At 46.4% G+C, this 21,711-nt stretch carries 15 protein-coding genes and 1 tRNA gene; 13 read left to right on the plus strand and 3 right to left on the minus strand.

What is annotated here, in order from left to right; translation table 11 throughout:
• Positions 1-241 precede the first annotated feature (241 nt).
• From BWI97_RS08555 to BWI97_RS08575, 5 genes are all read left to right on the plus strand, one after another.
• Positions 242-3,247 carry a DUF2723 domain-containing protein gene (locus tag BWI97_RS08555; protein WP_102200703.1) on the plus strand — a complete coding sequence of 1,002 codons (3,006 nt, stop codon included), beginning with the start codon at positions 242-244 and terminating at the stop codon, positions 3,245-3,247.
• A 364-nt stretch (positions 3,248-3,611) separates the two neighbouring features.
• On the plus strand, positions 3,612-5,021 hold the full coding sequence (locus tag BWI97_RS08560; protein WP_369679078.1) for a tetratricopeptide repeat protein: 1,410 nt from the start codon (positions 3,612-3,614) through the stop codon (positions 5,019-5,021).
• 295 nt (positions 5,022-5,316) lie between these two features.
• Complete coding sequence (locus BWI97_RS08565; protein ID WP_102200704.1) at positions 5,317-6,570, plus strand: putative DNA modification/repair radical SAM protein; 1,254 nt, start codon at positions 5,317-5,319, stop codon at positions 6,568-6,570.
• Positions 6,571-7,341, plus strand: coding sequence for a TIGR03915 family putative DNA repair protein (locus BWI97_RS08570; RefSeq protein ID WP_102200705.1), 771 nt, complete (start codon positions 6,571-6,573; stop codon positions 7,339-7,341).
• Positions 7,342-7,514: 173 nt separating this feature from the next.
• The gene (locus BWI97_RS08575) at positions 7,515-9,251 is read left to right on the plus strand and encodes a hypothetical protein (RefSeq protein WP_102200706.1); all 1,737 of its coding nucleotides are present in this window, start codon (positions 7,515-7,517) and stop codon (positions 9,249-9,251) included.
• Between the two features lie 2 nt (positions 9,252-9,253).
• Here BWI97_RS08575 and BWI97_RS08580 read toward each other — a convergent pair whose 3' ends face one another.
• Positions 9,254-10,222: a glycosyltransferase family 9 protein gene (locus tag BWI97_RS08580; RefSeq protein ID WP_102200707.1), complete on the minus strand. Its 969-nt coding sequence runs from the start codon at positions 10,220-10,222 to the stop codon at positions 9,254-9,256.
• A 365-nt stretch (positions 10,223-10,587) separates the two neighbouring features.
• Between BWI97_RS08580 and BWI97_RS08585 the strand changes: the two genes are divergently transcribed.
• From BWI97_RS08585 to BWI97_RS08605, 5 genes are all read left to right on the plus strand, one after another.
• Entirely contained in the window at positions 10,588-11,823 is a 1,236-nt protein-coding gene (locus tag BWI97_RS08585) for a pitrilysin family protein (RefSeq protein WP_094808414.1), read from the plus strand.
• An 87-nt stretch (positions 11,824-11,910) separates the two neighbouring features.
• Positions 11,911-12,552 carry an O-methyltransferase gene (locus BWI97_RS08590; protein WP_102200708.1) on the plus strand — a complete coding sequence of 214 codons (642 nt, stop codon included), beginning with the start codon at positions 11,911-11,913 and terminating at the stop codon, positions 12,550-12,552.
• A 75-nt stretch (positions 12,553-12,627) separates the two neighbouring features.
• Complete coding sequence (locus BWI97_RS08595; RefSeq protein ID WP_102200709.1) at positions 12,628-14,937, plus strand: LysM peptidoglycan-binding domain-containing protein; 2,310 nt, start codon at positions 12,628-12,630, stop codon at positions 14,935-14,937.
• 108 nt (positions 14,938-15,045) lie between these two features.
• Complete coding sequence (locus BWI97_RS08600; protein ID WP_102200710.1) at positions 15,046-15,630, plus strand: DUF3109 family protein; 585 nt, start codon at positions 15,046-15,048, stop codon at positions 15,628-15,630.
• A 9-nt stretch (positions 15,631-15,639) separates the two neighbouring features.
• Positions 15,640-15,963, plus strand: a complete 324-nt coding sequence (locus BWI97_RS08605; protein ID WP_094808409.1) for an MGMT family protein — start codon at positions 15,640-15,642, stop codon at positions 15,961-15,963.
• A 146-nt stretch (positions 15,964-16,109) separates the two neighbouring features.
• On the opposite strand, the gene BWI97_RS08610 is transcribed toward BWI97_RS08605, so the two are convergent.
• On the minus strand, positions 16,110-16,436 hold the full coding sequence (locus tag BWI97_RS08610; RefSeq protein ID WP_094808408.1) for an iron-sulfur cluster assembly accessory protein: 327 nt from the start codon (positions 16,434-16,436) through the stop codon (positions 16,110-16,112).
• Between the two features lie 175 nt (positions 16,437-16,611).
• Between BWI97_RS08610 and BWI97_RS08615 the strand changes: the two genes are divergently transcribed.
• The 3 genes from BWI97_RS08615 to BWI97_RS08625 all read left to right on the plus strand — a co-directional run bounded on the left by BWI97_RS08615 (position 16,612) and on the right by BWI97_RS08625 (position 19,739).
• Positions 16,612-17,988 carry a cystathionine beta-synthase gene (locus BWI97_RS08615; RefSeq protein ID WP_094808445.1) on the plus strand — a complete coding sequence of 459 codons (1,377 nt, stop codon included), beginning with the start codon at positions 16,612-16,614 and terminating at the stop codon, positions 17,986-17,988.
• A 237-nt stretch (positions 17,989-18,225) separates the two neighbouring features.
• Positions 18,226-18,310, plus strand: a tRNA-Ser gene (locus BWI97_RS08620).
• Between the two features lie 217 nt (positions 18,311-18,527).
• Positions 18,528-19,739, plus strand: a complete 1,212-nt coding sequence (locus BWI97_RS08625) for a phage integrase SAM-like domain-containing protein (RefSeq protein WP_102200711.1) — start codon at positions 18,528-18,530, stop codon at positions 19,737-19,739.
• Between the two features lie 156 nt (positions 19,740-19,895).
• Here the strand turns inward: BWI97_RS08625 and BWI97_RS08630 are convergent, their stop codons facing one another.
• Positions 19,896-21,677: an ATP-dependent endonuclease gene (locus BWI97_RS08630; RefSeq protein WP_102200712.1), complete on the minus strand. Its 1,782-nt coding sequence runs from the start codon at positions 21,675-21,677 to the stop codon at positions 19,896-19,898.
• Positions 21,678-21,711 lie beyond the last annotated feature (34 nt).

Consider the following 21,711-nt stretch of genomic DNA (forward strand, 5'->3'; position numbering starts at 1 on the left):
TGCGTTTTCAATAAATATCTTTTTCGAAAAGGCTAAAGCCTGAAAAAGAATCCTAGCGGGTAAGGTCTTTACACTCTGCTGGTTACTGACCCGCAAATGTCGGTATAAACCTTACTTCTCAAGGGAGCTTAACAGATTTTAACGCCTCCTGCCCCCTGGGTCGGAGGCTTTTTGCTATTTTTGGCTGATCTTTTCCCTACAACCATCACCCGAATTAGATTATTTAGCATAAAACTACTTCATGAAAAATTTCCAGCGGATCAATAACCTACTGGGTTGGAGTGTCTTCGCCATTGCTTTATTCACCTACGCTATGACCGTCGAAGAGACGGCCAGTTTCTGGGATTGTGGTGAGTTCATTGCCTGTGCATTCAAATTACAAGTCCCGCACCCACCGGGAGCCCCCATCTTTTTGCTGATTGGCCGGATGTTCTCGCTGCTGGCCGGTAGCGATGTAACCCGGGTCGCCTACTGGGTAAACATGATGTCCGTACTGGCGAGTGCCTTTACGATTCTGTTCATGTTCTGGACGTTAACGATGCTGGGACGCAAAATCGTAGCGAAGTCGGCGGATACTCTTACGCTTGGCGAGTCTATTGGTGTACTGGGTGCCGGATTAGTCGGTTCATTGATTTATACCTTTAGCGATACGTTCTGGTTTTCCGCCGTGGAGGCCGAGGTATATGCCATGTCATCGTTCTTTACTGCTTTGGTATTCTGGGCGATGTATCGCTGGGAACTTATTGAAGATGAATCAAAAGCCAATCGCTGGATCATTTTAATTGCCTATCTGACGGGTCTTTCCATCGGTATTCACTTGCTGAACCTGGTAACCTTGCCCGCTCTGGCTTTGATCTACTATTTTAAAAAGAAGCAGAATCCGACGCTTATCGGCGGTATTGTGGCCTTGATCATTGGCGTAGTCATCCTGGGAATCATTAACGCCGGTATCATTCCGGGTATTCCCGCCATGGCCTTTTCGATCGAAAAACTCTTCGTTAACTCCTTCGGGCTGCCCTACAACTCGGGTGTTATTTTCTTCGTCATCGTGTTTTTCGGAGCCGTCATTTATGGGGTTTGGTTTGCTCAGAAAAAGAAGAATCCCGTGTTGAGTACGGCCTTGCTTTCGCTGGCTTTCGTACTGATTGGCTATCTCTCCTATACCCAGGCTCTGGTACGGGCGAACTACAATCCGCCCATCAATGAGAACAATCCTTCGGATGCCATCAACTACCTCAGCTACCTCCGTCGCGAGCAGTACGGTAGTCGCTCGCTGACGTACGGACCGCTCTTTACGGCTCGCGTTACAGACATTCGCCGTGGCGATCCGATGTACAAAATGGAAGGGGGTCAATATAAAATTTATGACTACAAGCCCGAGTACGTTTGGGAAAAAGATCAGCAAATGGTATTGCCCCGTTTATGGTCGCAACAGCCGGGTCACGCTCAGCTGTATGCCTCAATTCTGGGCCTCCCCCGCGATCCCAGCGATCAGTCCCGGTTCGTAAAACCCACCTTTGGACAGAACATTGGTTATATGTTCAGCCGCCAGATGGGCTTTATGTACATGCGATACTTCATGTGGAATTTCGCGGGTCGGGAAAGTGACTACGAATGGGCGGACTGGATGCCTCGTCTTAGTAATAAGGCGGCTCTGCCCGAAAGCATCAAGAATAATAAAGCTCACGATAATTTCTATTTCCTGCCCTTAATTCTGGGGCTGCTGGGCTTCTTTATCCAGTTTACCAAACGCGAAAAAGACTGGCTTGTCGTGGCGATCAGCTTCCTCATGACGGGTCTGGCACTAGTGGTGTTCCTGAACTCCCCCCCTACCGAGCCCCGCGAACGGGATTACATTTACGTAGGTTCGTTCTATTTCTTTGCTCTCTGGGCTGGATTAGGCGTACTGGCCTTACAGCAGTTCCTGAGCAAAGTTTCCAAGAATACAGTTACTGCCGGCGTACTCGCCAGTGTACTTTCCCTAGGTGTACCCGTGATGATGGGCACGAAGAGCTGGGACAACCACGATCGTTCGAACCGCTGGCACTCGGTAGACTTTGCCAAAAACATGCTGAGTTCCTGTGCTCCCAATGCCATTTTGTTCACGGGTGGTGATAACGACACCTTCCCGCTCTGGTACGTACAGGAAGTGGAAGGGTTCCGCACCGACGTTCGGGTGTGTAACCTTTCGCTGCTGGGTACGGACTGGTACATTGATCAGATGAAGCGGCAGACGTACGAATCCAAACCGCTGCCGATTACACTCGAAATGGACAACTTCCGGACGGGTATTAACGATCAGATTCCGTTTTCGGAAAACCCGAACGTGAAAGACGGTATTGACCTCCAGGAATACATTCAGCTGGTGAAACAAAACAATCCCGCAATTCAGGTGCAGACGACTTTGGGACAGATGAACGTATTACCTTCGTCCATCTTCTCGCTGAAGCTGGATACGACGAAAATTCGTCAATCCGGCCTGGTTTCCAAAGAGTTTGAATCCTTACTGCCTGGCGACCGGATGAACTGGAATTTCGGTCAGAACGACATCACGAAACCCGAACTGATTCAGCTTGACATCATTGCTCATAATAATTTTGAACGTCCGGTATACTTCGCGTCTACGCTGGGTTCGCAGAGTTACCTGGGTCTGAAGGAATTTTTGCAACTCGAAGGATACGCCTACCGACTCATGCCGTTCAAGGTACCCGGTGCCCGAGATGGCTTTGTTAACTCTGACATTATGTACAAAAACATGATGACGAAAATGGCCTGGCGGGAAATGAACAATCCGAACGTGTACTATGACGAAACCTATCGGGGAGCCCCGACGGTATCGGCCCGGATTGCATTCTACCGACTCGCTACGCAACTGATTCAGGAAGGTAAACTGGCTGAAGCGAAAACGGTACTGAATCGCTGCCTGGAGGCCATTCCGGATAAAGCCATTCCTTACGATCAGATTTCGGTAAGTTTCATCGGACCACTGATTTCGGTCGGCGAAAAAGCGAAAGCACTGCAAATGGCGGAACTGATCATGAAACGGTCCGACGAAAACCTGAACTACTACATTGAATCCAATGGCGACAGTCAGGATATTCGGGTCAACCTGTATCAGATGAATCTGGTTGTCCAGCAATTGCACGATGCCAAACTCGAAGCAGAGGCTAACAAATACGAAGCCATTTTCAACCGTCAGTATCAACGTTTGGGCAATCGCCTCGACGATGGTAGCGGAGCTGAATAATTGCTTTGTTCCCAACGAGAAGCCCGTCTTACAAGACGGGCTTTTTTGTGTTTTTAGCCTAGGCGAAAGGTGCCAAAAGAGGATCCTTCTCCTTATCAAACCTCAATCTAATTGCCTTCAAACCAAGTTTTTACGAAAAAGTACCCGCAAGTCCTGAACGGACCGACCCGTAAATACACTCACAATCTGGTCAAGATTTTCAAACAAGGGTTGGGAGAATGGAATTTTCTAGTTATCTTAGAATGTTCCTTAACATGAAAACCAATAGACGTACCCAACTTTAGTATAGTATCGATTCGTACACCAAAGCTTGCTTTGTCACGCATCAAACCGGGATTACGTTTGCCATTACACCCGTTGCCTTATGATGGAACAACCTGAATTCGACGACCGCCCGGAAGCCACCCATGACTCTGTGAAGCGATTCGAAAAAATGTTGCAGAACCGGGAGGATTCGTTCTTCGATCTGGATACGTATGAACAAATCGTCGAACATTATTTAGAAGAGGGAAAATTAGAAGATGCTTTAAAAGCCTGCGAATACGGTTTATCTCAGTATCCTTACTCGTTGGAATTGATGCTGAATCAGGCCCAGATTATGGCCAATTTTCAACGGTACGACGAAGCCCTGGATTTGCTCGAACGTGCCGCCCTTTTCAATCCCCACGACTTAGATATTTTTTACTTACGCAGCACCGTGTATGGGCTTATCGGCGACTATGAGCATGCCATCGAGATGCTCAAGGAAGTCCTCGATTACGCCGAGGAAAAAGATGAAGTGCATTACCACCTGGGACTGGCTTACCAGCAGTGGGGGAAATTTGAAGAAGCCATTGAGCATTATCAGCAAGCCGTACACGGTGACCTGAGTAACGAAAATGCTCTGTATGAACTAGCCAACTGCCTGGACCAGCTGGGCAAGCTTGAAGAGAGTCTGCCGTATTACCTGGCTTTTACCGACCGCGATCCTTCTTCGTACAACGCCTGGTATAATCTGGGTATCGCCTATTCAAAGCTTGAACGCTACGAGGAAGCTGCCGAAGCCTATGAGTATGCCACGTACCTGAAGAAAAACTTCGCGTCAGCGTACTATAACCTCGGGAATACGTACATGAATCTGGAGCGGTATCAGGAAGCTCAGGAGGCATACGAAAAAACGCTCAAGTGCGAAGAACCGACCCCCGAGACGATCTGCTGCCTGGCGGCCAGTCTGGAAAAACAGCTGAACTACGAAGAGGCCATCAAACATTACAAAGAATCCATTCAGCTCGACCCGCTTTGGGACGAAGGCTGGTACGGCGTCGGTGTATGTTTGTACGAAATGAACAAGTGGTTTCAGGCCCTGCATTTTTTGCGGAAAGCTTTAAACCTTAACAAAAAGAATGCGGACTACTGGCTGGCCGTTGCCGAAACCGAACAGCGGATTGGCAATGCCATTTCCTCCGAAGAAGCATACCGGGCTGGCGTAGAAGTAGCCCCCGAAGACGTAGAGATCTGGGTAAAATGGTCGATTCTGTATTACGAACAGGGCGATTTTGAACGAGCGACTGACATCATCATGCAGGCTCTGGATGAATGCCCCGATGAAGCAGAATTATACTACCAGCTTACGGTTTACCTGATTCACGCCGGTAAGTTCCGGGAAGCCTTCTTGTATCTGGAAACGGCTCTGACACTCAATTATGACATGCACATTATGTTGTTTGAGTACTTCACGAATCTGGAAACGCAGAAAGCACTGTACAAGATTATTGAGCAGTATAAAAAAGAATAAGATTCTTTTTATTAAACGCAGAAGACCCGGTTATAGACCGGGTCTTTTTTTATGCAGTTTTCTAGCAGAGCAACCCCTATTGCATCTACTTCGAGCGGAAAGGTGAGGCTGAGTACCAGAGCCACAACAATCCATGACTCCATTCATGTTACTAAGCGAGTGTTTTGACCTCTATCCTGATTTAATTCAAAATGGCCAAAACAGACAAAATATACACACAATTTATTCGATAATTCCGCTGTTTTGATTATTTTATATAACCAAAAGTTAATATATTTACACAAATATCAAAGCCATGAATTTTAATCGAGCGAGCGAAAAGTTGCAAATTTTAGCCGATGCTGCCAAGTATGACGTATCCTGTGCGTCCAGCGGTGGTAATCGAAAAAATACGAACAAAGGTTTGGGCGATAGTAAGGCCAATGGCATTTGCCACAGCTTTACGGAAGATGGCCGCTGCGTTTCGCTGCTCAAAATTCTACTGACCAATCACTGTATTTACGATTGTGCCTTCTGCGTTTCCCGGAAAAGCAATGACATTCAGCGGGCAGCCTTTACGGTAGAGGAAGTCGTAGAACTCACCATTAATTTTTACCGTAGAAATTACATTGAAGGCCTGTTCCTGAGTTCTGGTATTTTCAAGAATGCCGATTATACGATGGAACGTCTGCTTCGAATTGTAAAAAAACTACGGCTGGAGGAACGTTTCAATGGGTACATTCACTTGAAAACAATTCCCGGAGCCAGTGAAGAACTGATTCAGGAAGCCGGTCTGTACGCTGACCGGATGAGTATCAATCTGGAGATGCCCACGGAGGCGGGTTTGAAAACGGTAGCCCCCGAGAAAAGCCACGAAGACGTTAAAAAACCCCTGCATTTCGTCAACCAGCACATTCAGGCATATAACAGCGACCGGAAACTTGTTCTTTCGACGCCCAAGTTTGTACCCGCGGGTCAGAGTACGCAGATGGTCGTTGGAGCTACGCCCGAGTCGGACCTGGAAATTATGGCTACGGCCGATCAGTTCTACAAAGCCTATAATCTGAAACGAGTGTATTACTCCGGTTATGTCCCCATTCGGCAGGATTCGTTGTTACCGAGTATTGGAACGCCCCCACCCATGGTACGCGAGAATCGACTCTATCAGACCGACTGGCTTATGCGGTTTTATGGCTTTCGCGTGGATGAAATTCTTGACGATACGCATCCCAACCTGGATCCGGAGATTGATCCTAAACTAAGCTGGGCTCTTCGCAATCTGCACGTGTTTCCCGTTGATATCAACACGGCTGATTACCAGCTTATTCTGCGGGTTCCGGGCATTGGTGTGGGTTCAGCTAAAAAAATCATTGCGGCCCGACAGTTTGGTAAACTCCGTACGTATCAGTTACAAAACCTGGGTATTGCTTATAACCGGGCTAAGTACTTCGTTCGGTGTGCGGATTCTCCGTTTGCTTCCAAAGACTGGCAGGCGACCCAGATCAGGCATTTTATTCTCTCTTCAAGCCAGCATAAACGGCAGTCTCCCCAGCAGCTAACTCTTTTCTAGATGGAAATCTACGTATTCGACGACACTTTCGAAGGTTTTCTGACGCTGATCTTCGACTGGTATAATCGAAAGCCGGGTTCCATTACCGTTAGCTCAACCAAACAGTATCACCCACAAGCGTTTAGCCAGACGTATTTCGTAGTCACGGATTCAGAGAAGGCTACGCGGGTCGCTACGGGACTTCGGAAGCGATTGTCTAAAGAAGCCTGGCGAGCCCTTTACTGCACCTTCTTATCCGAACGCCCTGAGGGCTATGAGCATCTGTTTGGGTTTGCAGTTTACGTATTTAGTGGCATAGTACAGGCCGAAAGCAATTATGGCAACGAGCACGTGCTTTTTGTACATCAGATGGCCCGTAAAGTCGAGCGGGAAAAACATCATATGGAAGCTTTCATACGTTTTCAGCAAACGCAGGATGGCATGTACTACGCTCCGATCGAGCCCAAATACAATGTTTTGCCTTTACTGGCTGGCCATTTTCGTGATCGTTACGCGGATCAGGCCTGGGTTATTTACGATCACGTACGCAGGTACGGGTTGTATTACGATCTTCATAGTCTTCAACTGATCACACTGGATTTCCAGCAGGGAACCAACCTCGAAACGCCAGCCCGCATTTCGGAAGATTATCACGAAGAAATGTATCAGTTACTCTGGAAAGATTACTTCAGGAGTACCAATATTCCGGCCCGTCGAAATTTGAAACTTCACGTCCGAAACTTACCCCGTCGCTTTTGGAAATATCTAACTGAAAAACAGGTGTTTGATTAGTTTCTTTATTGTAACTCATTAGAGATAATTACCTACACCTTATTGTATTATCCATCAGATTTTAAAAAAGTCTTATCTTGCCAACAGGAAACACATTACGCTTTTCCTAGTTAATACCTTTAACCCGACTCTTTCGTTTAGGATATCTTTCCAAAGAAATCTTTAGTATTCTTATGGATTTAAAAACAACGCCGTCTTCCTCGCAGAAAACGCTGGTTTATCTTGTTTGTGGCGTACTGGTTTTCCTCTACCTCTTTTTGCAGTATTATTATATTTCTCCCTATCCTTTTGGTGATGATCTGCCCAGCATTTATCGATTCTTATTAGAAGTACAACAGGCAGATTCATTCGGTGAAAAATTGAAATTAATTTTCACAAACGGTTTCGTTGAACATAAACTCTTATTTTTTAGCCTTTTTATCACGTCCCTGTACGGACTTATTGGGAAAATATCCTTACCCTTATTTGCGTTGGGTGCGGGCGTAGTCTGGTGTAGCATTTTCTTTTTTTACAAATACTGGCTTCCCTTCATCCGGGTATCGTCGTACTGGTTAGTAGCCATCGCACTGGTTCTCCTGTCCTTTGCTCCGTATCAGGCTATCTTCTGGACTATGGCCGCGTTACAGCATTTTTCTGTCACGTTCCTCTGCTTTTTAACTATTTATCTTCTTTGTAAGCCAGCGAAGCACAACCTAACTTTTTTTCTGCTGGCTACGTTAAGCGGTTTTTTTTGCACTTACTCTTCCGGTAATGGAATGGCCGTTTGGCCCGCGGGTTTTCTGGCTCTGGCTCTGCAAAGAGAAATCAAATTTGCACTTGGCTGGCTACTCAGTTCGGCGGCTGGCATTGGCTCCTATCTGTATAGCATTGCCCTGAACGAAACGCCCTCGGGCAGTAAGCTTTCGCACGTATTCGAAGCGTTATCCACCAAAATCGTCAATTTCATCGCTGGGCTGGCGGGAGCTTCGTACTTTAAAAACGACTCTCTGGATTTTTCGGATGGTGAGCCGCCTCTTTCCTTCACTTACTTTTCTATTTACCTGGGTTTTCTACTTCTGGTTTTATTTCTGCTCGGCTTCATTCAGGCGTATCGGAAGCAAAACCGGGGACTGATTGCGGTTATTTCGGTTTCCGCTTTTATCGTCATTACTTTCGCATTTGTTGCTTTTGGCAGGGCTTCTTCGCAGGAATTATTTGTCATCTTTAAAAGCCGTTATTACACCTATTCGGTTATCGCCATCGCCAATGGTCTGTTTTGTCTAGCGTACCTGTCCCGGGAATTTCGTTACCAGAAAGCGGTGCTTTATGTAGGTATGGCGTATAGTGTTTTCTTCTGGGGATGCTGGCTATTTAACTCCTACACCAACCTGTTAAATCAGCGAAATATCTTAGACCTTGGCTATCTGAATTTCACGAAAACCGGACAATGGATTTGTTACCAGCCCACCTTCTTTTACGAGCGATTTTACAATACGTTTTTTTCTGAACACCAGGATAAACTTGTACAGTTACCTACGACAGATCTCCACACCGCCTTTCAAAATAAGCAAGTAACGGATGCGGTTTTTTCCCCCTGTTCAAACGTACGCATGCAAGTGATGCACAACAAGCCGGGTTTCGTCAATATGCGGCTCTACAACGGTGAAGCACCGGCCATTCACAATCGAAAAGAAGGATATGCCATTGCAATGGTCTCGCAACAGGACACCTTTCTTTTGTATACGACGCTTTTACGAAATTCCGTTAAAAAACTCCTGACGACCGGTCAGCCTACCCGCAAAGGCTATACGCTTGACATTCAGCTCCGCCAGAATAGCTTCCCCAAAGGATCGTACGAGCTGCATCAGTTTTATTTCAAAAACAAAGAGGGCTTTTATAATCCAAGAAACGAAGGTACCATCACACTTTAAGCTTAAGCCCTTAACATCTCCAGTAATTGATCGGTCCGAATATCCCGGGCACATTTAAAGTGTCCTTGCGGACAGGACTTGTATCCGTGAATACCACAGGGCCGACAGGCCAAGGCTTCAGGCACCTCTATCACCTGCGAACGCTCAGCTAAGGGTCCAAATCCGAACATCGGCACGGTTGAACAAAAGATGGCGGCTGTGGGAGCATTCACGGCCGAACACAGGTGCATAGGTCCGGAGTCGTTCACGTAGTTCATCACGGCTCCCTGCATTAAAGCAGCGGATTCCAGCAGACTCAGTGTACCGGCCAGATTCTGTACCTGACTGCGGCCGGCAGCCTGCTGAATGCGTTCGGTCAAATCCTTATCCCCCGGTCCGCCCAGCAAATACACGTGCAGAGAAGCCGGTAGTTGTTGAATCAGATCCACCCATTTTTCTTCGGGATACTGTTTGGTAAACCATACCGACGACGGAGCCAGACAAACGTAAGGCGTTTGGGTTGGGAAGGAAAGCGTTGGCGGATAGAGCCGGGGACGGAATACGCGTTCATCGGTAAACCAGGCAATTAAATCCGTGTTTCGTTCGACTTCGTGCGGACCGTCGAACCGGTGTTTAATTTTGCGGGTGAAAAGAAAACTCAGGGGATTTTTGTCAAACCCTACCGTTGTTTCGGCTCCGGAAAAAGCCGTCAGAAATCCCGTCGTGGCAAATCGCTGCACGTTGATAACGTAGGTATACTGCCGTGAACGAATGCCTCGCAGCAGTTTCCAGAGACTCGCGTATTTGCCTTCTTTTTTATCCCATACCAGCGTTTCGTGCAGATACGGGTGGTTTTTCAGTAAGCTTTCATTGCCCCGCCGTACCAGAAAATCAATTTCGGCCTGCGGGTAATGATGGTGAAGCTTTTCGAGTAAAGAAGTCGCCAGAATTGCATCCCCAATAAAAGCCGTTTGAATAACCAGAATCTTCATCCGGCAAAGGTCGCGAAGAAATCGGCAAAGCCCATAAGCGTACTTTGGAATTTCGGTTTCCGATCTCCCGCCGGACTATCATTAGTTTTTGATTTTCAACTGCTTAGGATTTCCGCATTATATTTGTAAATGGAATACATTTTACCTAAATTTTAATCCGTTCAGGACCTGGATGCACTGAAAATTTTCGGTTGTCCGAACGGATTTTAAAAAAGTTATATCAACATTTTGCTGCATTCTCCGTTACTTTTGAGTATCGAAACTCCGCTAAACTCTTCTTTTCGAACGCTTGTATGCTTACAGTGAAGAGATGTTGGAATGAAAGAAAGGCTTTCCTTTCGCGGCGAAACGTGCACTGATTATCGATGGAAGACTACCAATTACATACCATGCCTAACGGCATACGGGTGGTACACAAACAACTTACGCATACGCAGATTGCCCACGTGGGCATCATGCTCGACATTGGTTCACGCGATGAACAGCCACACCAGCAGGGACTGGCTCACTTCTGGGAGCACATGGCCTTCAAGGGCACCGACCGTCGCAGTAACCTACAGATCATCAACCGCCTGGAAAATGTTGGGGGTGAGCTGAATGCGTACACAACGAAGGAAAAAATCTGTTTTCATGCCTCCGTTCTGACCGAGCATTTTGATAAGGCTCTGGACTTGCTGGCGGACATTACCTTTCATTCCGTCTTTCCGGAGAAACAGATTGAACGCGAACGGAACGTAATTCTGGAAGAAATTTCCATGTATTACGACTCGCCGGAGGATGCTATTCAGGATGATTTTGACGGACTCATTTTTGAAGGCCATCAGCTCGGAGCGAACATTCTTGGCGATGCCGAAAGTCTCAAACGGTATAAAAAAGAAGATTTTCAGACCTTCATCGCCCAAAATCTGGATACGGAGAAAATTGTGGTATCGTCGGTAAGCAAGCTGCCTTTCAAAAAGGTAGTAGACCTGGCCGAACGCTTACTCAAGGATATTCCGGCCAGCAAAACCAACCGGGTACGTCAGGCTCCTACGTTCTACCGACCTCAAACGCAGGAAATGAGTCGTAACATGACTCAGGCCCAAATTGCGGTAGGTCGGCAATCGTACGCCCTCAACGATGAAAAACGGCTCCCCTTCTTTGTACTGGTGAACCTGCTCGGTGGTCCGGGTATGAATTCCCGGCTCAATTTGTCCGTACGGGAAAAATACGGTTTGGTATATGGTATCGACGCCCAGTATACGCCGTTTACGGATACCGGTTACTTCGGTATTTATTTTGGCACGGAGCCACGTCAGCTTAACAAAACCTTTTCCCTCATTCATAAGGAACTCAAAATCTTAAGGGAAAAGCAGCTGACCAGTCATCAGCTACACGTGACGAAGCAGCAATTAATGGGCCAGCTGGCCATGTCCGAAGAAGGTAATATGAGCTACATGCTGATGATGGCTAAAAGTCTGCTCGACATGAATCGAATTGAGTCGCTCGAGCACCTCTTTGGGCACATTAAGGCCATTACTTCCCAGCAACTCTGGGATCTGGCGAACGAGATGTTTACGATCGACCAGTTCAGCTACCTGAGCTTCCTGCCTGAGAATTGATTTACGAAAGTTGAGAAAGCTCAGGCGGATTTCGGCAACTATCGTTAACTTGTGAAAAGGTTTACCTATTCGATTGATACTTAGTTTATGCATTTTATAGTTCCAGAAATAGAGGCTTATGCGGAAGCTCATACCAGTCCGGAGCCCTCATTACTGAAACGGCTGAATCGTCAGACGCACGTCAAAATCCTGCATCCCCGGATGCTATCGGGTCATTTTCAGGGCCGTATGCTTTCCATGATCTCCTGGATGATCCGGCCGCGTGTGGTACTGGAAATTGGAACGTATACCGGCTATTCAGCTTTGTGTTTTGCCGAAGGACTTGCCGAAGGCGGAAAAGTGATCACCATTGACATCAAAGCCGAACTGGAACCCTTCGTTCGGGAATTCCTGAACGAATCGGATTACAAGGATCAGATTGACTACCGGATTGGCAACGCCCGTGAAGTCATTCCTAGGCTCGACGAAACCTTTGATCTCGTATTCATTGATGCCGACAAACCCAGCTATGCAACGTATTACGATTTGACCATCGACCGGGTTCGTTCCGGCGGCTGGATCATCGCTGACAATGTACTCTGGAGCGGGAAAGTGGCTCAGGCGGGAGCTAAAGTAGACAAAGACACCCAATGTCTGCTCGACTTTAATGCCAGGGTACAGCAAGACGACCGCGTCGAAAACGTTTTATTACCGATTCGGGATGGATTGATGGTCGTTCGCAAAAAATAATTTTCCATTTTTACCCCATTAAATTTCCCTCCGAATCTTCCATCCATCGTAAGTCATCGCTTAACCATATCAACCATGATTAAAGGTATCATTACTGTTGCATTTAGTTTAGCCGTGAACGTTTCTGCTTCTGCTCAACTCTTTCAGGTGCCTTCCCGAGTGACGTTCAGCAACCTAAACGTAAATTTAGAACCCGGTGCCCGCGACATCGTACAGACCGATGTCTACGCCCTGCTGGCCAACCGTACCACCATCAATACCCGTCTGGATCGGGCAGTGCTCTATTTCCCGATTATTGAGAATATTCTTTCGGAAGAAAACGTACCCAACGATTTCAAATATCTGGTGTTGCAGGAAAGTGGCCTGGCTGCCGATGCGGTATCTACATCCAATGCGGTTGGTTTCTGGCAGTTTAAGAAAGAAACGGCTACGGACTACGGCTTACGAGTGGATGACGAAATTGACGAGCGTAAAAATATTCACGCTGCTACCCGAGCCGCTGCCCGTTATCTCAAAAAAAACAACGCAACGCTTAACAACTGGATTTCGACGCTCTACTCCTATTATCTGGGCCTGGGTGGCATTCGTACCCTGGTACCTGCTTCTTGGAATGGAGCCCGGGAAATTACGCTCGACGAAAAAACGGACCGGTACATTCTCCGTTGCCTGGCTCATAAGCTGGTTTACGAAAACGAATTACGCGGGTACCGTTCGGCCCAAACGCCTTTTTACGAATACAAAGCCAGCGGTGGTAAAAGCTTTACGCAAATCGCCGACCAACTGGGGGTAGATGAGGTAGAACTCCGTCGCTATAACCGTTGGGTGGGTGGCTCTAAAATCCCGCAGGACCGCGACTACGTCATGCTCGTCGTGGTGAATAATCCTTCACAGCCCGGAGTGGCTTCGGCACAAGCGGGCCCCGCTACGGTCGCTCAACAGAGCAATACAGCCAGTCGTCCGACTACGACCGCCGTTCGCCGGACGAAAATTAAAGAACCGGAATTCCCGGTATTACGCCGCATTACGCCGACGAGCCGTCGCCAGTCCAACGGCCCCATTTTCTACGAAATCAACGGGAAAGATGGTATTCTGGCTCAGGAAGGTGATACGTACCAGAAGATTGCGGAACGGGCTGATATTCGTCCCAGTCGCTTCCTGACCCGAAACGACATGGAGGAAAGCGATGCGATTCAGGCGGGCAAGGTGTATTACATCCAGAAAAAAAACAAGAAAGCCGCGGTTGCCTATCATACGCTACAGCACGGACAAACACTCTGGGACGTTTCGCAGATGTATGGCATTCGTCTGTCGTTTTTACTGAGAAAAAACCGGATCAAATCGGAGTCCGAAGCCGTTCAGCCGGGCCGTGTTTTGTGGTTACAGAAAACCCGTCCCTGCAAAACAGCCATCGAGGTAGTACCGCTGCCCGATCCGGAACAACCCAAAGAAGCAGAACAACCAGCCATCGAAGTAGCTGCAAAACCCGATACAACGACCACCCGACCGCCCGAAGTAACCGTTAGCGTACCAACCACCACTACGCCGCCCCAGCGAAACTCGGGTCGGGTGGTACTGGTCGATGAAAACGGTCAGGTGGTATCCGGTAACCCTTCCGCGAACCCCTCGGCACCAGTGAATCGGCCTCCCGTCACGACAACACCGGCCACACGTCCGGCCACACGTGAACCTCAGGTAGCTACTACGCCACGTCCGGCTCCTTCGCGGAACACGTATCCCGTTACGCCCGGTGAAGCGGATGCTCCGGCTCCCACTACTCCTTCGCGTCAGCCCGTTACGCGTACGGAAAGCAAAGGAAACTATCACGTTGTAGAACCTGGGGAGACTTTTTACGGTATTGCCCGGAAGTATGACCTCAAACCCAGCGACCTACGGGATCTGAACGGAATGACTTCGTATCCTGTACTGAAAACGGGTGACCGGATTCTGGTGAAAGGTACGCCTGCTGCCACAACTCGCCCCGCAGATAAGCCTGCGGCCGTAGCGGCAACAGTAACCCGACCTGCGGCAGCGGCAACTTCGTACCACACGGTAGAACCGGGTGAAACGTTCTTCGCCATTGCCCGCAAGTACAACCTGACGCCGGAAGAACTTCGTGACATTAATGGCCTGACGGAAATGCCCCGGGTAAATGTCGGCGATCGTTTTGCCGTACGTTCCGGCGTACCTCGTCCCAACCGAAGCAGCAGTTTACCGGCCAATAGTTCCGACAATAGCTGGACGTATCATACCGTAGAACCGGGCGAAACGCTGTTTGGTATTGCCCGGAAATATAAGGTATCCGCGAGTGATCTTCGTCAGTGGAACAACCTGTCAGCCGAGGGAACGATTCAGTCGGGGCAACGTCTGAAAATCAGGAACAAATAATATTTGACGGTTCGAAGGAACGGACCACCCAGTGACACTGTTAATTTTGATAGCGGGAATTTTTTCCCGCTATTCTTTTTTAGTGGACGAACTCCCACAAAAACGAGCATGATACTCATTGATAATACCGTCATTTCGGATGACATCGCAGATCAATATTTCGTCTGCGACCTGCTTAAATGCAAAGGAGCCTGTTGTGTGGAAGGCGACCTCGGTGCTCCCCTGGCTACCGACGAGCTAACTAAACTAGAGGAAGTATACGAACAGGTGAAGCCTTATCTCTCGGAAGATGGCATTAAAGCCGTGGAAGAGCAGGGCTTATACGTGGAAGACTGGGAAGGTGATTATTCAACACCCGTGATCGAAGGCCGTGAATGTGCCTATGCCATTTACGATCAGAAAGGAATTTTGAAATGCGGGATCGAACAGGCGTATCTGGATGGTAAGATTACCTGGAAGAAACCCCTTTCCTGCCACCTCTACCCCATCCGCGTTACGAAGTACGATCAGTATGATGCCTTGAATTACGACCGCTGGCACATTTGTTCTCCCGCCTGCGAACACGGAGCTGCCCTGAAAGTACCCGTGTACAAATTCCTGAAAGATCCCCTTATCCGGGCCTACGGCGAAGCGTGGTACGAAGAACTGTGCCGGGAAATTCAGGATAAACTGGAAGCCAGTCAAACCAACTAGGTACTCGCTATGGCTTCCGATGCTTTCCAAGATATTTATGAAGTAGTCAAGCTCATTCCACCGGGACGCGTAACCAGTTACGGAGCCATTGCCGAGTACCTGGGTTCGAAGGGCGGTGCCCGATTGGTGGGCTGGGCCATGAATGCCTGTCATACCATTCCCGACGTACCCGCCCACCGTGTGGTTAATCGCAATGGCGTACTGACCGGAAAGCATCATTTCGGTGGTAATCGGATGCAGGAACTCCTCGAAGCCGAAGGCGTCCGAATAAAAAATGACCAGATCCAGGATTTTAAAAACCTGTTCTGGTCACCGAAGGAAGAATTGCTTTAATTCTTCGTTTTCAGTTTGCGGTTTACCGTTTTCAGTTAAGATACGCAGAACAGAAGCCCTGATACGCAAGCAACCCGAACGTGTTGAACATTCGGGTTGCTTTGTTAAAGGTATATGAGAACCTTTAACTGAAAATTGCAAACTGCTTAAACCGCAAAGCTTTCGCCGCAGCCGCAGGTACGTGAAGCATTGGGGTTGTGGAAGACAAAGCCTTTGCCGTTGAGTCCGCCGGAGTATTGTAACTCGGTACCGGCCAGATACAGGATCGATTTCTTGTCGATCATCACGGTTACCCCTTTATCTTCAAAAATCATATCTCCCGCCTGGGGTTCTGAGGCAAAGTTCAGATCATACATCAGGCCTGAACAGCCGCCGCCTTTTACAGCTACGCGTACGCTGAAGTTTTCGGTCAGGCCATCCTGCCGACGCAGTTCTACAATTTTTTCAGCAGCTTCTTGAGATACGGTTACCATAGTTTTATCAATAAAAAGAAGAGATTCTCTTCGATTGTTGGTTTCTTCGGACAAATTTACTCCTGAAATCGGAACAGTGGTTAACCGGAATAGGTTTCTTCAGTACCTAAATTTCATTCGTTCACCCGCGTGATTCCGGTTCGTATCCGGTGAATCCTCAAATCTGTACGTTCCTATGCATTACTACAATCACGTCATAGAAACCATCGGTAATACGCCGCTGGTTCGTCTCAATAAAGTCACCAAGGGTATTCCCGGTACTATTCTGGTAAAAGTGGAGTACTTCAATCCCGGCAACTCCGTCAAAGACCGCATTGCCCTGCGGATGATTGAAGACGCGGAAGCAGCCGGTATTCTCAAACCCGGCGGTACCATCATCGAAGGTACTTCGGGCAATACGGGTATGGGGCTGGCTCTAGCCGCTGTAGCAAAAGGTTACAAGTGCATCTTTACGATGGCCGATAAGCAGTCGCAGGAGAAAATCAATATTCTGCGGGCCGTGGGAGCGGAAGTCGTGGTATGCCCGACAAACGTGGAGCCGGACGACCCCCGGAGTTATTACTCGGTAGCCAAACGCCTCAACCAGGAAATTCCGAATTCCTTCTACCCCAATCAGTACGACAACCTCTCCAACACGGCGGCTCACTACGATACTACCGGACCGGAAATCTGGACGCAGACGGGCGGCGAAATCACGCACTTTGCCGCAGGTGTAGGTACGGGCGGTACGATTTGTGGTACGGCCAAATTTCTGAAAGAGAAAAACCCGGACGTAGTAACAGTGGGCCTGGATACCTACGGCTCGGTCTTCAAGAAGTACAAGGAAACGGGCGAGTTCGACCCGAACGAAATTTACCCATACCTGACCGAGGGTATTGGCGAAGACATACTGCCCAAGAACGTCGATTTCTCGCTGATCGACCACATTCTGAAAGTGACGGATAAAGATGCGGCCATTATGGCCCGTCGGCTCTCGCGGGAAGAAGGTCTGTTTGTGGGCTGGAGCTGCGGTACCGCCGTGTACGGAGCCCTGGAATACGCCCGCGAGCATTTGAAGGAAGACGACGTGATGGTGATTCTGCTGCCCGACCACGGCACGCGTTACCTGAACAAAATTTACAACGACAACTGGATGAAAGATCACGGATTTCTGGAAAGTCGTTCGTTTGCTACGGCTCAGGATCTGATTCGTATTCGTCCGCGTAGTCGAACCCTGATTTCTTTGCCCCAGCAGGCCCGGGTGAGTGAAGCCATCCGCTTACTCAATCGCGACGGTATCAGTCAGATTCCGGTGGTAGACGAGTCCGGTAGCTTTGTGGGCAGTATTTCCGAGTCGACGATTCTTTCCCTGCTGATTCAATCGCCCGACATCAAGGAAGTCCCCGTGCAGGAAATCATGGAGAAGCCTTTCCGCTTCGTGGGTCTGCACGACACCATCGACGTACTGGCCTCGCTCATCGACAAGGATAACAAAGCCCTGCTCGTTCGCGACGAAAGCAACGGCATCCACATCATCACCCAGGCCGATTTGCTCCTGGCGATGACGAACTAGCGTACTATTTACAACCCATTCTGAAAAGGAAGTGAGTCTTCTCGCTTCCTTTTTTAGTGTTCAGCAACGAATACCATCTACCAAAGGCAAAAGTTATTAAAAATTTTCCCGGAGCCGAAGCTTTGAAAATGAAGCATCTACGCGTTAAAACCTATAAAAAGCCCATCCTAAAAGCATTTTTTTTCACGACCCCTCTTGACACAGGCCCTAAAAACCCCTACTTTTGTGCTCACAAACAGAGGGTTGGCGGAGTGGTCGATCGCGGCAGTCTTGAAAACTGTTGACTGTAACAGGTCCGGGGGTTCGAATCCCTCACCCTCTGCAAGGTTACCCAAAAGCATCTGATTTAGATCACCCAAGCCCGAAAAGCTTGGGTTTTTTAGTGTCCCTACTCTACTGACGCCCAGCTTTTTAGCTTTTCAGTTCACCTTCAAGTCACACCCTTTTTTTCGAAGTCACACCCCTTTTTCTTCGAATCCTTCCTTTTCCCATACCAAAAGACAATATCTTGGAAGTGGCCTTACCGGGCACTATGCAAGATGAAGTACACTAGAATGGAAATTCAGTTCTTCCGCCGCTCAAGCAAAACACCCGGTTACGCTACGTTGTATTGCCGGATCTCAATGGATAATTCAATGGTTTGCCTCGGCACCACCGGCGTGAAGATCCATAAAGACGATTGGAACGGCCATACAGTGAAGCCCACTGATCCTTTAAGCTCTTTTAAAAATGAAAAAATCCAACTCATTCGCGGCAAGATCAATGCGATCTACAACGATCTGTACCGAAGCGGCAAGCCCTTTACCGTACAGACCATTAAAAAGAAATATCTCCGGTCAGGGGAAAGTATCACCTTCCTTTCGGCCTTCCAGCGTTGGCTTAAACAGGAAAAGGGAAACGATCCATACATCACTTCCAGCACGCTAGAAACGTACGATAAGGTACGAAAGAAAGTAGTCGATTTTTTGATCGAAGAGAAAGAGTTAAACCTACCACTAGAGCTTTTCGACGTTGAACTCTTGAAAAAATACCGGCGGTGGATGAAGAAAAAACACCGGCACGAAGACAGCTATATACGCAAACATAGCCAGGTCATTAAGCAGGTGACGAAATGGGCACCTGGGGCAAAGTTGGCAGATTTTGACCCCTTACAGGGATTCCGGGTACCGAATGAGAAATCAAAAGCTCCAGTTTTCCTGACGCCCGAACAATTTAATCAGCTGAAAAACCATCAGTTCAGTAATGTACACCTTCAGGAAGTGGCAGACGTGTTTATTATTTACTGTCGAACGGGCTTCCATTACGCGGATTTGAAGGCGATGGCCGCCCAGGCTTCCGTGAAAATTAAACAGGGCGTAGATGCCACAAACTGGATTTACCACAATCGTATAAAAACCGACGTTATGGCCAAATTACCCGTTTTCAAAGAGGTATTGCCGATTATCGAAAAGTACGGGGGCTGGGAAAATTTGCCCATTAAGGCGAACCAGACGATGAACGACTGGCTGAAACTCATGGCGGCCGAACTTAAATTCCCGGAACCGTTGGCTTCGAAAATATCCACGAAGACCGGCCGGAAAACGTTTACGGATTGGTGCCTGAATTCCCTGGGAATGACGGAAGACGCCGTGAAGGTGATGCTGGGAAGGTTAACCACCAGGGGGCTGGAAGTGTATGGGCGTCCAGATGAACGCCGGGTGGCCTTAGAACTGGGCCGGGTGCGTCAAAAACAGTATGATAAGATTGATTAATTAACCCTTAAAAATCAAGTCCTGGAAGGCCAAAAAAAGGTGGCCAGTCATAAATTTACTGGCCACCTCGGGCTGAAGGTTATACATATAAAACAAAGGTTGAACTATGAAAAAGTAAAAAGGTTGGCATTGGCCAACCTTTTGTTAATAAAATCTCTACCATTTTTTTGCTAAAAAATCAAAAATTTTATCAAACCTTTTTAGCGTCTCTTCCTTAAAAACATATTTTTCATTAAAATATAACATATTTTGCAAAGAACTATTGAATTTACTTTTATCATAAGCCTTAGCTTTAGAATCAAATTTTTGAGTAATTTCTATCAATTCATTGGAATCAAACAAGCTTTCCATATAACTCGTATATGACGAATCGATATCCAATAACGTAACTATTTTATCTTTAATATCTACACCGTATTGCTTAATATATTCTCTTTTAGCTTTTTGTCCTGCTTGATCTCCATCTAATAAAATAATAAAATCCCTTCCCCAAGCTAAATACATTTTTATAATTGACTTATTAGAATTAGCTCCATTACCTGGATAAATATATAAATTATTGTACTTATCTTTAAAATTGATTTTATCGAAATATTTTAAAGTATAGTAATCATATTTACCTTCAACAATAATAATATTAGGAATTTTTTCTAAATAACTTGGTTGGAATTCTAATGTATCTAATATTGGTTGAAAATAATCTGTTTGATTGGGATACTTGGAGACAAATTGTTTATAAATAAGTGCTTCAACTTTTGTATTATTAGTTAGAAACCCTAAATCGTCATCTGTATCTAATTTCCTATTCTTAACCACATAAACGCCATTTAACCATTCTGGATTTATTAAATGATGGCTATGAGTAGTATAAATCAATGTAGAATTAATCACCAAATCAGAAAACGTCGAGAGAAGCTTCTTTTGAGCAGTAGAATGCAGGTTTGATGCGGGTTCATCAAGTAAAAATAATACATTATTCATATTATTTCTCCGATATTTTCTAAACTCTGTAAAAAGTAAGAATGTAAAAAACCATTTAAAACCAAGACTTCTTTCGTTAATATTAAACTTACTAGATCCTTCCCTTAATTTAAATTCTAAATAATATCTTGGAGTTGCTGTAAACATTTCAACTTTATATGTAATAATTATTTCTTTAAATGTACTATTGAAAAGTTTTTCCCAAACTGAAAAAACCTTATCCGTTACTTTAGCACTCATTTTATTAAGAGTCTCATCTAATGCTTCAATATTTGATGGCATTGGATCTTTTATACGATTCAATATATGGTCTTTTATATTCAACTGACTATCAATTAGTTTTAATATATTTTCAATAACTTCTATATAGCTTTCATTATTAATATTGGCTAACCCTTCATCATCAATATATATTTTTTCAGGGAAATCAAACAGAAAGTCAGGATAGTACAATATTTGAGGCACTAAAGCTTTATCAATATATCTCACTAGCTTCTTCCAATCTTCTGATGGATGCTCAATAACTACTTTTTTATCACTTCCAATCTTCCTTCCTTTGAAATTAATAAGATAATTTCTTGATTTACCTTCAAAATTTGAATTCTTAAATTTAATCACCATTCCTAAGCTATGCTCATTGATATAATCAAAAGATGCAAAGCCTAACGTTTTTGCATACGTTTGGAGTAAAAAATTATCATTATCGCTCCATTTATATTTCGCATATACGGAAACTTGTGCATTGAAGTTGCTTTTTTTTGATTTTGGTATATACTTATGAGCTTCAGAATCTTTAATTGATGATCCTAGCAAAGCTATAGCTTCTAAAATTGTAGTTTTGCCACTTTCATTAAGACCTATTAGCGTTATAACATCTAGCGGATTTTCGTTACCTAGATTAATTTCCACATTCTCTATGCCTTTGAAATTCCTAATAACAAACCTTACGTGCTTCATAACTTAAATTGATTTTGACTATAATTATAAATAT

This window comes from Siphonobacter sp. BAB-5405 (genome assembly GCF_002872335.1).
In the GTDB taxonomy this organism is placed as follows: Bacteria; Bacteroidota; Bacteroidia; order Cytophagales; family Spirosomataceae; genus Siphonobacter.

Bases quoted from the DNA above. Each gene is read 5' to 3' on its own strand.
- BWI97_RS08555 (WP_102200703.1), top strand. From the start codon at position 242: ATGAAAAATTTCCAGCGGATCAATAACCTACTGGGTTGGAGTGTCTTC.
- BWI97_RS08560 (WP_369679078.1), top strand. From the start codon at position 3,612: ATGATGGAACAACCTGAATTCGACGACCGCCCGGAAGCCACCCATGAC.
- BWI97_RS08565 (WP_102200704.1), top strand. From the start codon at position 5,317: ATGAATTTTAATCGAGCGAGCGAAAAGTTGCAAATTTTAGCCGATGCT.
- BWI97_RS08570 (WP_102200705.1), top strand. From the start codon at position 6,571: ATGGAAATCTACGTATTCGACGACACTTTCGAAGGTTTTCTGACGCTG.
- BWI97_RS08575 (WP_102200706.1), top strand. From the start codon at position 7,515: ATGGATTTAAAAACAACGCCGTCTTCCTCGCAGAAAACGCTGGTTTAT.
- BWI97_RS08580 (WP_102200707.1), bottom strand. From the start codon at position 10,222: ATGAAGATTCTGGTTATTCAAACGGCTTTTATTGGGGATGCAATTCTG.
- BWI97_RS08585 (WP_094808414.1), top strand. From the start codon at position 10,588: ATGGAAGACTACCAATTACATACCATGCCTAACGGCATACGGGTGGTA.
- BWI97_RS08590 (WP_102200708.1), top strand. From the start codon at position 11,911: ATGCATTTTATAGTTCCAGAAATAGAGGCTTATGCGGAAGCTCATACC.
- BWI97_RS08595 (WP_102200709.1), top strand. From the start codon at position 12,628: ATGATTAAAGGTATCATTACTGTTGCATTTAGTTTAGCCGTGAACGTT.
- BWI97_RS08600 (WP_102200710.1), top strand. From the start codon at position 15,046: ATGATACTCATTGATAATACCGTCATTTCGGATGACATCGCAGATCAA.
- BWI97_RS08605 (WP_094808409.1), top strand. From the start codon at position 15,640: ATGGCTTCCGATGCTTTCCAAGATATTTATGAAGTAGTCAAGCTCATT.
- BWI97_RS08610 (WP_094808408.1), bottom strand. From the start codon at position 16,436: ATGGTAACCGTATCTCAAGAAGCTGCTGAAAAAATTGTAGAACTGCGT.
- BWI97_RS08615 (WP_094808445.1), top strand. From the start codon at position 16,612: ATGCATTACTACAATCACGTCATAGAAACCATCGGTAATACGCCGCTG.
- BWI97_RS08625 (WP_102200711.1), top strand. From the start codon at position 18,528: ATGAAGTACACTAGAATGGAAATTCAGTTCTTCCGCCGCTCAAGCAAA.
- BWI97_RS08630 (WP_102200712.1), bottom strand. From the start codon at position 21,677: ATGAAGCACGTAAGGTTTGTTATTAGGAATTTCAAAGGCATAGAGAAT.